Origin of the sequence: Thiolapillus sp. (assembly GCF_048562965.1) — a bacterium.
Classification (GTDB): domain Bacteria; phylum Pseudomonadota; class Gammaproteobacteria; order Chromatiales; family Chromatiaceae; genus Thiolapillus; species Thiolapillus brandeum_A.
This window is the reverse complement of record NZ_JBHNMF010001476.1, coordinates 1-610: the sequence shown is the minus strand read 5'-3', so window position 1 is coordinate 610 and position 610 is coordinate 1. Positions and strand designations below refer to the sequence as shown.

Sequence of the window (610 nt, the reverse complement as noted above, 5' to 3'; positions counted from 1 at the left end):
TTCAGAACTGCTTCTTTTCTCTCTTTCGGATAACGCATTTCAGTTGCTCTCATGCCCCCTCGGGAATTCATTTAGAATTCCATTTTATATGGATGGACATCTATCCTGACAGAGGGGGGGGCCGGGTGATCGAATACTGGCAGGAAAAAGCCGTTTTCGATACCGAAGACGGCAGCCAGCAGGTCAAGGCCGCGCCACGGCCGGCACACCCGCTGGGCAAATGCCTCGCCAGCGTGCAGCTGCTGGCCTGGATTCTGGTGGCCAAGTATGCCGACGCCCTGCCGCTGTACCGGCTTGAAGGCATTCTCAAGCGCCATGGCGGCCGTATCAGCCGCACGACGATGGCCAACTGGATCATCCGCCTGGATGACGTATTCAAACCGTTGATCAACCTGCTGCGGGAACAGCAACTGAAAGTAGCTGTGACGGATCAGATCAACGTCAACATGACGATTGTAAGTTGATTTGGGTGTTTTTGGGTGTGTTTTTGGATAACTAGAGTTTAGAGTAAGCAACATTGTTCCACCGTATATTTTCGGGTGAAATAAAGTTGCTATTTTGTTCATACTGCCCGTTAGAGCTTGTTCTATACGCTGATTGCTGCATCCTG

General features: G+C 51.1%; 1 pseudogene. It reads left to right on the top strand.

The features are described from left to right. Positions 1 to 122: 122 nt before the first annotated feature. A pseudogene (locus ACOCD2_RS25020) lies at positions 123 to 410 on the top strand (IS66 family transposase); the annotation flags it as partial. Positions 411 to 610 lie beyond the last annotated feature (200 nt).